This window comes from Rhodoferax sp. UBA5149, assembly GCF_002413825.1.
Lineage (GTDB): Bacteria > Pseudomonadota > Gammaproteobacteria > Burkholderiales > Burkholderiaceae_C > Rhodoferax.
Genome location: NZ_DHXT01000072.1, coordinates 5,070 through 14,454 on the forward strand (window position 1 = coordinate 5,070; position 9,385 = coordinate 14,454).

At 58.9% G+C, this 9,385-nt stretch carries 9 protein-coding genes and 1 tRNA gene; 7 read left to right on the top strand and 3 right to left on the bottom strand.

From position 1 onward, the window contains the following. On the top strand, nucleotides 1–379 hold a 379-nt coding region (locus B3V69_RS06045; protein ID WP_296444738.1), incomplete at its 5' end, for a RapZ C-terminal domain-containing protein. 44 nt (nucleotides 380–423) lie between these two features. Here B3V69_RS06045 and mutY read toward each other — a convergent pair. From mutY to mutM, 3 genes are read right to left on the bottom strand one after another with little or no spacing between them, the layout of a single operon-like run. Beyond that, nucleotides 424–1,452: an A/G-specific adenine glycosylase gene (mutY, locus tag B3V69_RS06050; protein WP_296444740.1), complete on the bottom strand. Its 1,029-nt coding sequence runs from the start codon at nucleotides 1,450–1,452 to the stop codon at nucleotides 424–426. A 23-nt stretch (nucleotides 1,453–1,475) separates the two neighbouring features. Then, nucleotides 1,476–3,437, bottom strand: a complete 1,962-nt coding sequence (locus tag B3V69_RS06055; protein WP_296444742.1) for a dynamin family protein — start codon at nucleotides 3,435–3,437, stop codon at nucleotides 1,476–1,478. A 49-nt stretch (nucleotides 3,438–3,486) separates the two neighbouring features. Beyond that, on the bottom strand, nucleotides 3,487–4,302 hold the full coding sequence (mutM, locus tag B3V69_RS06060; RefSeq protein WP_296444744.1) for a bifunctional DNA-formamidopyrimidine glycosylase/DNA-(apurinic or apyrimidinic site) lyase: 816 nt from the start codon (nucleotides 4,300–4,302) through the stop codon (nucleotides 3,487–3,489). A gap of 20 nt (nucleotides 4,303–4,322) precedes the next feature. On the opposite strand from mutM, the gene B3V69_RS06065 reads away from it, so the two are divergent. From B3V69_RS06065 to B3V69_RS06090, 6 genes are all read left to right on the top strand, one after another. Further along, nucleotides 4,323–6,077 carry a tetratricopeptide repeat protein gene (locus B3V69_RS06065; protein WP_296444746.1) on the top strand — a complete coding sequence of 585 codons (1,755 nt, stop codon included), beginning with the start codon at nucleotides 4,323–4,325 and terminating at the stop codon, nucleotides 6,075–6,077. A gap of 23 nt (nucleotides 6,078–6,100) precedes the next feature. After that, nucleotides 6,101–6,574, top strand: coding sequence for a lipoprotein insertase outer membrane protein LolB (locus B3V69_RS06070; RefSeq protein ID WP_296444748.1), 474 nt, complete (start codon nucleotides 6,101–6,103; stop codon nucleotides 6,572–6,574). After that, nucleotides 6,571–7,416 carry a 4-(cytidine 5'-diphospho)-2-C-methyl-D-erythritol kinase gene (gene ispE / locus B3V69_RS06075; protein ID WP_296444751.1) on the top strand — a complete coding sequence of 282 codons (846 nt, stop codon included), beginning with the start codon at nucleotides 6,571–6,573 and terminating at the stop codon, nucleotides 7,414–7,416. The genes B3V69_RS06070 and ispE overlap by 4 nt, the downstream gene beginning before the upstream one ends. Before the next feature lie 44 nt (nucleotides 7,417–7,460). Further along, nucleotides 7,461–7,537: transfer RNA gene (locus B3V69_RS06080), tRNA-Gln, on the top strand. An 89-nt stretch (nucleotides 7,538–7,626) separates the two neighbouring features. After that, a complete protein-coding gene (locus tag B3V69_RS06085; protein WP_296444753.1) occupies nucleotides 7,627–8,604 on the top strand; it encodes a ribose-phosphate pyrophosphokinase in 978 nt (325 codons plus the stop codon). A gap of 101 nt (nucleotides 8,605–8,705) precedes the next feature. Then, on the top strand, nucleotides 8,706–9,385 hold a 680-nt coding region (locus tag B3V69_RS06090; RefSeq protein WP_296444754.1), incomplete at its 3' end, for a 50S ribosomal protein L25/general stress protein Ctc.

The window sequence follows — 9,385 nt, forward strand, 5'->3', positions numbered from 1 at the left end:
CGGTGAGCAGATGACACTGGTGTTCGAATCGTTTGCCTTCAAACGCGGCGTTCCGGGCGACGCCGATTTTGTGTTCGATGTGCGCATGCTGCCGAACCCGCACTATGAACCCGAGCTTCGTCATCTGACGGGCCAGGACGCGCCAGTCGCGGACTTTTTAAAGGAGCAGGCAGACGTCGTTCAAATGCTGGAGCACATCCAGAAGTTTTTGAATTTCTGGCTGGATGCGCTGGCACGCGATCACCGCAGCTACGTCACGGTGGCCATTGGCTGCACCGGCGGGCAACACCGCTCGGTTTATCTGGTGGAACAACTGGTTCAGCTTTTCGGGAACAAGTGGGTCACGCTGAAGCGGCACCGGGAACTCGAGGCCATCTGATCTGGCATCCAGTGTCCCGCGTTTCATGCACTGCCCCTGGCTTGTCAGCCCAGGGCCAGCAATTTCCTGACCGGCGCCGGCAAGCCCACGCCGGGCCATTCATCGGCCGCGACCCACGCCCCTTCCGAGCGCGCCATGGCGGAGGTCGGTAATCGGGCCCGCACCGGATGCAAATACAGGTCTTTGTGGGTCAATACGTGGGTAAAAGCGGGCGTATCTTGCAGCGCTGAGCGGTAGCGCGCGGGAACCGCAGTTTCCAGCGCCTCGCGCTTGTCGAACAAAGGGAAGCAGTAGAGCCCGGCCCAGACACCAGGGGCCGGCCGTTTGCTCAGCCACACGGAAGCGTCTGCGGCCTGCGCCCACAGCAACCAGATCGACTGTGAACTGCGCTTGAGTTTGCGCGTTTTCACGGGGTAGCGCTCGGGCTGACCCAGACCCCTGGCGACACAGGACTTTGCTACCGGGCAGACCCCGCAGTTTGGTTTTTTTGCCGTACAGACCGTCGCACCCAAATCCATCACGCCTTGCGTATAGCGCGGCATGGCGTGATGCAGATCGGATGAGGGCAGCAAGCGTGAAGCTTCGTCCCACAACCCTCTCTCGTTGGCCGCGACGCCCAAGTCGGCATCAAAGCCCAGCACGCGGGTTAGCACACGCTTGACATTGCCGTCCAGAATAGCGACCCGCTCGCCAAAACAAAGGGAGGCAATGGCCGCCGCCGTGGAACGGCCGATGCCCGGCAATGTCTGGAGCAATTGCGCCGTCTTCGGAAAAGCGCCGCCATGCAAACCCATCACCTCAACAGCGCACAAATGGAGGTTGCGGGCGCGGCTGTAGTAACCCAGGCCACTCCACAAACCCAGCACGTCATCAAGCGCTGCCGCAGCCAGCGAGCCGACGTTGGGGAAACGCGCCAGAAAGCGTGGAAAATAATCCAGGACGGTCGTCACCTGCGTCTGCTGCAGCATGACTTCAGACAGCCAAACCCGGTAGGGATCGCGCGTGTTCTGCCACGGCAAGTCGTTGCGCCCATGGGTCTTCTGCCAGTGCACCACCTGGGTCGAAAATGTCATCCCCACCTCATCAGCGCTTTTTTTCAAACCAGTTCAAAGGTGTGAGCCAGCGTGGGACGAAACGGGTCTGACGCCGTCACCAGATAGTCGGTCAACTCTAACAACTTGGCATCCAGTGCGTGCAAGGCGTCCTCACGGACCTGTATTTCGCCAATCCGGTCATCCAGGCCACCGGCCGCCTGTTGTATGCGGTCTATCGCTTCCAGACGTCGGCCAAAGTTGCGGCGGCGCTCGCGCAACTGGGCATCCAGTTGCGCCGCGGCTGATTTGCTCCACAACTCGATGTCACCCAGCGCCGTTTCATGGATGGTTCGAAGGCGGGTAGACAGTGCGCGAACCAGCCGATCCGAAAACTCGGGCTGCGCCAGCCTGAAGGCGTTGCCAATGCCCAGATACTGGAGATGGCTGCGCTCAACCAGGTCAAGATCGTGCAGATACCCCGTCATGGACGGCTCGCTCGGCGCCTGCAATGAAAAGCCGTGCTCGGCATTCAATTGCCGGAAAGTCGCCGCCAGCATCGACTGAATTTCCGCACTGATGGATTGAACCTGCCGCAGGCTCTCGCGCAGACGGCCAAAAGTTTCGCCATAGGCTCGCTTGACGCCGAGCTTAAGGCCTTTTTGTTGCAAAACCGACGTCAGTTGCGCCATCTCCGTCTTAAGCGCTGTCGGACCCAGAACACTGAACACTTCACGAAGCAATTTCATATGCACCGAGCGCACCGCATGAATTTTCGCCCCGCCCAGATCAAACTCGACCTGCTCCTGCGAAATTCGGGAACGCATGTTCTTGATCACAGCGGAATTTTTGCCCTGAAGACCCTTGAGCTCCATCATCTGTTCCATCAGATCGCGTCGACGAATGTTGATGACACGGCCAGCTTCGGTGCGCAACTCTGAAATACCGCTGGCCACCGCCGCGCCCAGCATTTGCTGTCGCTGGCCCATGATGCCCTGACTCAGGGCCTCTTCAAGCGCGGGCAAGCAACTCTGTTCCAGCAAGGCCAAATCATCCGTCACTTTGGCCACCAGCCCTTTTTGCGCTGATACCGGAATGACCTGTTGTTGGGGGATACCCAGGATTTCGGCCGTGGACGCGCACTGGCGCTCAATTTGCAGCTGTATCTGGGCCGGGGAACTGAGGGCATCCCACAAGGTGTCAATCTTGTTGAGAACCACCAGCCTGGTGCTCGTGTCATCCGCGCTCGTGGTCAGATGCTCGCGCCAGATGGAGAGATCTGACTTGGTCACGCCGGTGTCAGCCCCGAGAATAAAAACAACGGCATGCGCCTGCGGGATCAGGCTGACGGTGAGTTCCGGCTCGGCACCGATGGCGTTCAGTCCCGGGGTATCCAGAATCACCAGCCCCTGCTTCAACAAGGGATGGGCAATATTGATCAGGGCATGACGCCATCTGGGCACTTCCACCAGACCTTGTGCGTCTACCGTCGGATTGTCTTCCGGCATTTCAGCCTGCCAGAAACCCAGTGCGCTGGCCTCGTCCTGCGTCACGCGCCGTGTTTCAACCACCTTTTCAAGCGCCGTCGACAACTGCTTGGGATCGTTCACATCCAGATCAATGCGGGTCCATTTCTCGGGCACCATGCGCCATTCCATCAAGGACTGAGGCTTCCTGCGTGTCTCAATCGGCAAGAGTCGCAGGCAAGGCGGAACGTCCGGCTCGTACCCCATTTCGGTCGGGCACATCGTCGTTCGCCCGGCACTGGCGGGCATGATGCGCCGACCATAGCCGGCGAAAAAAATGGCGTTGATCAACTCGGATTTTCCGCGGGAAAACTCCGCCACAAAAGCGACCATGACTTTATCGGCGCGCACCCGGACTTCCAGACGTCGCAAGCGCTCTTCAACGGCCGCGTCCAGCAGTTCGTGATCTCTCATCCACTCGGCCAGCAACTTCAGACGAAGGGCAAACTCACGCCGCCACGTACCGTGTTGATCAAACTTCTCGTTGAATGAAGTACCCAAATTTCCTCCGCGCAATCTTTCAATATAGCACTGCGTCGCGCAGCGGCGTCTAGGATTTCTGGCAATGAAGACAGTAAAACGTCGAACGCTGACCTTGTCGCAAGGACTTGATGGGTGTCCCGCACACCCGGCAGGGCTGCCCTGCCCGTCCGTAAACCATGGCATCGAGCTGAAAATAGCCAGCTTCACCGCTGGCGCTGGAGAAGTCCCGCAACGTGCTGCCGCCCTTTGCCACCGCGCGCGCCAGCACGTCCTGGATCGCGGCGTGAAGCCGGGCGACGCGTGCCCGGCTCAAACGCGTGGCGCTCAGGGTCGGTCTGATGCCCGCCATGAAAAGCGCCTCCGAGGCGTAAATATTGCCCACGCCCACCACCACATCACCCGCCAGCAAGACCTGCTTGACGGCCGCTTTTCGGCGCTTCAATCCGGCATGGAACTGGGTTACATCAAAATCAGTTGACAAGGGCTCCATGCCAAGTTTTCCCAACAGCTTGCGCGCCTCGGGAGCGTCCTGACTGTCTGCGTAGACCACCGCCCCAAATCGGCGTGGATCGTTGAGTTTGAGCGTGCCGTGGGTGGTCACCATTTCAAAATGGTCATGGGTGCCAGCGGGTGCCCTCTGCCTGGCAAAACTCAAGCTCCCGGACATCCCCAAATGCAGCAGCAGCAAGCCCCGATCAAGATCAATCAGCAAATATTTGCCGCGTCTGCGCACGGCCAGCACCGAACGCCCCGCCAATTGGTCCACAGAACACCCCAGCGGCCATCGCAGTGCTTTTCCCATGCGCACTGACAGCACTTTCGCGCCCGCGATGGCGTTGGCAAAACTCAATCGCGTGACTTCAACTTCGGGTAATTCGGGCATGGTAAAAAAAATGGGCTGGCATGGATTATTATGGTCCGATGTCATGCTTTAACCGTTTTTCCCTCCTTGTCGTGTTTGTTTTTGCGCTGACCGCGAACGCCCAAACGCCCGATAACAAAGTGGCCACCCCCATCAGTTCAGCCCTGGACAGTGAGCTTTTTTATCAGCTTTTGCTGGGAGAACTCGATGCCCGGGAAGGGGAACCCGGCGCCGCTTACTCGCTGATTCTTGATGCGGCGCGAAAAACGAATGACCCCAGGCTATACCAACGCGCGGTCGAGATCGCGTTACAGGCGCGCTCAGGCGACTCGGCTTTGCTGGCAGCCCGCGCCTGGAAACAGGCCCTGCCAGCGTCGAGAGAAGCCAATCGATACGTCTTGCAGATATTGATTGGTCTGAACCGTCTCGGCGAGGTACTGGAACCTCTCAAACGCGAGATAGCAGCAACCGATCCCAAAGACCGCGCCGCCACCGTCGCATCCCTTCCGCGCTATTTTGCACGCGCGATCGACAAAAAACTGGTGGCTACGACGGTAGAGCAGGCGCTGACAGCTTATCTGACGGTGCCGAAGGTCGGCCTTGCCGCCTGGACCGTCATCGGGCGCATGCGTTTTGAGGCGGGCGACGTCAGCGCAGCGGTGGATGCGGCCCGCAAGGCGCAGGCCATGGACGTCAAATCGGAAGCGCCCGCCCTGCTGGCCTTGTCCATGATGAGCCCCAAGGTGCCTCAAGCCGAGGCCATCGTCAAAAAATATCTCGAAGGCAAGCCATTGGCCGAAGTGCGAATGGAGTACGCCCGCGCTTTGCTGGAGGCGCAACGCTACGCTGAAGCGGCGGCCCAGCTGCAGATCATCACCGCTGAAAAACCCGACTATCCAAAAGGCTGGCTGATACGGGGAGCACTCGAACTGGAGGATGGCAAGCCCGCTATCGCCGAGCGCTCTCTCAAGCACTATGTGGAGCTGGCGCTGGCCAAGCGCACGGGCGCATCTCACGCAGAAACGGGCCGTGGGCTGGTGCAGGCTTATCTCTCTCTAGCCCAAATTGCCGAGCAAAGAAAAGATTTTGTGGAGGCCGACACGTGGCTCAAGCGCATTGACAGCAAGGGCGACTTGCTCAATGCCCAGCTTCGACGGGCCAGCATTTTGGCCCGGCAGGGCAAACTCGAAGAAGCACGCAAACTGATTCGCAGTCAGCCCGAGAAGTCCGCGGCGGACGCGCGTCTGAAAGTCACCGCTGAAGTCCAGTTGTTGCGTGACAGCAAACAATACAAGGGAGCCTATGACCTGCTCGCCGAAGCCACGACGCGCAACCCCAACGATTTTGACCTTGTCTACGACCAGGCCATGATGGCCGAGAAGCTGGGGAATCTTGAGGAAATGGAACGCCTGCTGCGCAGAGTGATCGCAGGCAAGCCCGAGTACCAGCATGCTTATAACGCGCTGGGCTACTCGCTGGCGGAACGCAACACCCGATTGCCGGAGGCCAGGCAACTCATTTTGAAGGCGCTGGAATATGCGCCAGGTGACCCGTTCATTTCCGACAGTCTGGGCTGGGTTGAATTCCGCAGCGGCAATATGGCTGAAGCACTGCGCATTCTTCAAGGCGCCTTCAAAGCCAAGCCGGATGCGGAAATTGCAGCGCATCTGGGCGAGGTCTTGTGGAACATGGGTCGGCGTGATGAGGCGATCAGCATCTGGAAAGAAGGTGCGCAAATCAATGGTGAGAATGAGACCTTGCTGGAAATGCTCAAACGCCTGCGTGTCAAGCTGTGAGGCAGTGCGTGAAATCGGCCTGCGTGGCAATTCTTTTTGCTTCTTTATTCATAGCAGGTTGCGCAGTCCCGACGAGGGCCAGCATCTCAAATCAGTCTGAAGTTTCGCTCTGGCGCGGGCGCCTGGCGGTGCGGGTCGAGTCCGACCAGCCGCAGTCCTTTACCGCCGGATTTGAGCTAACCGGCAACGCCCAGGCCGGCGAGTTGACTCTGTTTACACCGCTGGGCAGCACCGCCGCCGCACTTTCCTGGTCTTCGCAAACCGCACTCATGCGCAGCAACGGCGATGTGCGCTATTTCGACTCGCTCAACGCCTTGATCAAGCAGGCGGTCGGCACCGAGATACCCGTCGTGGCACTCTTCGCCTGGCTGGCGGGTGACAACATGAATGTGGCGGGCTGGAGCGCCGACCTGTCACAACAGGCCAATGGCCGAATCACGGCCCGACGCACACAACCCGCCCCGCTGGCGGAAATCCGCCTGGTGATTGAAAAGTGAAGTCGCTTTACGACATTTCGGCCCCGGCCAAGCTCAACCTGTTTCTCCACATTACGGGCCGCAGAAGCGACGGCTATCACCTGCTGCAATCCGTTTTCATGCTGATCGACTGGTGCGACACGCTGCACTTCGACCTTCGCGCGGATGGACAAATCAGTCGCGAAGACCTGACTACACCTCTGCCAGCGGACGACCTGATCGTGCGCGCGGCACGTGCCCTGAAGACCGCCAGCGGCAGCCCGTTCGGGGTTCACATCGGCATTGAAAAACGCATTCCCGCGCAAGCCGGCATGGGCGGCGGTTCGTCCGACGCGGCGTCAACACTGCTGGCACTGAACCGTCTGTGGAAACTCGACTATTCGCTGGAAAAACTCACACAGCTCGGACTTCTACTGGGCTCGGATGTGCCATTTTTCCTGGGCGGACACAACGCCTGGATCGAAGGCATCGGTGAAAAAATAAGCCCTATTGCCCTGCCACCAGGCCGTTTTTTAGTGGTCAAGCCAGCCGAGGGACTGGAGACCCGACTGATTTTCTCGGACTCATCGCTAAAAAGAGACAGTGAAACTGCTATAATTTCAGGCTTCGCTGCAGACGCATTCGGTTTTGGCCGTAACGACTTGCAGAGTGTTGCCCAAAGACATTGTCCTGGCGTGACCCAAGCCCTTGAATGGCTTGCTTCGCGTGGGCTCAATGGTCGGATGACAGGCTCTGGAAGCGCGGTGTTTGCACAAGTGTTGCACCCCATTGACGTGGGTAGCGCGCCGAGCGCGTTTCAGGTCAAGTTGTGTAACAGTTTGGCTGTTCATCCCTTGGTGGATTGGGCAGCCAGCGGCAGTTGATCTGGATAATTATCGGTTGGTGGCTTGTAGCCGCCGACCCGTGTAGGGGAGTCGCCAAGTTGGTTAAGGCACTGGATTTTGATTCCAGCATGCGAAGGTTCGAATCCTTCTTCCCCTGCCAAATATTTTGTAGCACGTACTTCACACTTGTTTGTACGTGCCACACGCTGAACGCACAGGCGCAAAAGTTACTCAACCGCTGGAATACGCATGCAGGCTCCCCACCCCCCTGATTTCATGGTTTTTACCGGCAATGCCAATCCTGGCATGGCGGCAGAAATTGCCACCCATCTAGGTATTGAGCTGGGGGCCGCGACGGTTGGCCGTTTCTCCGATGGTGAAGTGACCGTCGAAATCAATCAAAACGTGCGGGCCCGCGACGTCTTTGTGGTTCAGTCCACGTGCGCACCGACCAATGAAAACCTGATGGAATTGCTCATCATGGTGGACGCCCTCAAGCGCGCGTCCGCAGAGCGCATCAGCGCCGTGATTCCCTATTTCGGCTACGCGCGGCAAGACCGTCGTCCGCGGTCCAGCCGGGTGCCGATTACCGCCAAGGTGGTGGCCAACATGCTGCAAGCCGTCGGTGTGGCCCGCGTGCTGACCATGGATTTGCATGCGGACCAGATCCAGGGATTTTTTGACATCCCAGTCGACAACATTTATGCCTCCCCCGTGCTGTTGGGCGATCTGCGCCAGAAGAACTATGAAGACCTGATTGTGGTGTCACCCGATGTGGGTGGCGTGGTGCGCGCGCGCGCCCTGGCCAAGCAGCTCAACTGCGACCTGGCCATCATCGACAAGCGTCGTCCCAAAGCCAATGTGAGCGAGGTGATGCACGTCATCGGTGAAATCGACGGACGCAACTGCGTCATCATGGACGACATGATCGACACCGCCGGCACCCTGGTCAAAGCCGCTGAGGTCCTGAAAGAACGCGGCGCTAAAAAGGTGTATGCGTATTGCACGCACCCTATTTTTTCGGGTCCCGCCATTGAACGCATCACCAGCGGCAGCACACTCGATGAGGTGGTGGTCACGAACACCATCCCGCTGAGCCAGGCGGCGGCCAACTGCCAGAAAATTCGGCAACTGTCCGTGGCACCGCTGATCGCAGAGACGATCCAGCGCATTGCCAAGGGCGAGTCCGTGATGAGTTTGTTCTCGGATCAGGAAAATCTTTTCTGATCCGGACAAAAGTGGGCTCGGGCGCGTGCAATCACGTGCTTTGAGCCTTTTTAAAATCGGAGTCACACTGGTCGCGGTGGACTCTTCCAGGAGTGAATACTATGAAATTCGTCGCTTTTGAGCGCGCCAAGCAGGGCACGGGTGCGAGCCGCCGTCTCCGCATCACCGGTCGCACGCCCGGTATCGTCTATGGTGGTGCAGTGGCACCTCTGCAGATCGAAATCGATCACAACGCCCTCTGGCATGCCTTGAAAAAGGAAGCTTTCCACGCCACCGTTCTGGACATGGAAATTGACGGCAAAGACAACAAGGTCTTGCTGCGTGACGTGCAAATGCACCCGTTCAAGCAGCTCATCCTGCACATTGACTTCCAGCGCGTCGATGCCACCACCAAACTGCACATGAAGGTGCCTCTGCACTACAGCGGCGATGAAAATTCGCCCGCGATCAAGTCGGAAGGTTGCATCGCCAATCACGTGATCACAGAAATTGAAGTGCTGTGTCTGCCTGCGGACTTGCCCGAATTCATCGCGGTGGATTTGAGTGGCCTGAAGAAAGGTGCTTCGCTGCACTTGGCCGACATCACCCTGCCCAAGGGCGTGACCGCTGTTCCGCACGGTGGCAACAAAAACCCGGTCCTCGTGTCCGTGGTGGCTGTAGCCGGTGCCGAAGTCGTCGCCGCACCAGAAGCTGGCGCCGCCGCTGCACCTGCAGCCGCCGGCAAGGCAGCCGGCAAGGCCGCACCCGCAGCGAAAGCCCCGGCTGCTGCCAAAGCCCCGGC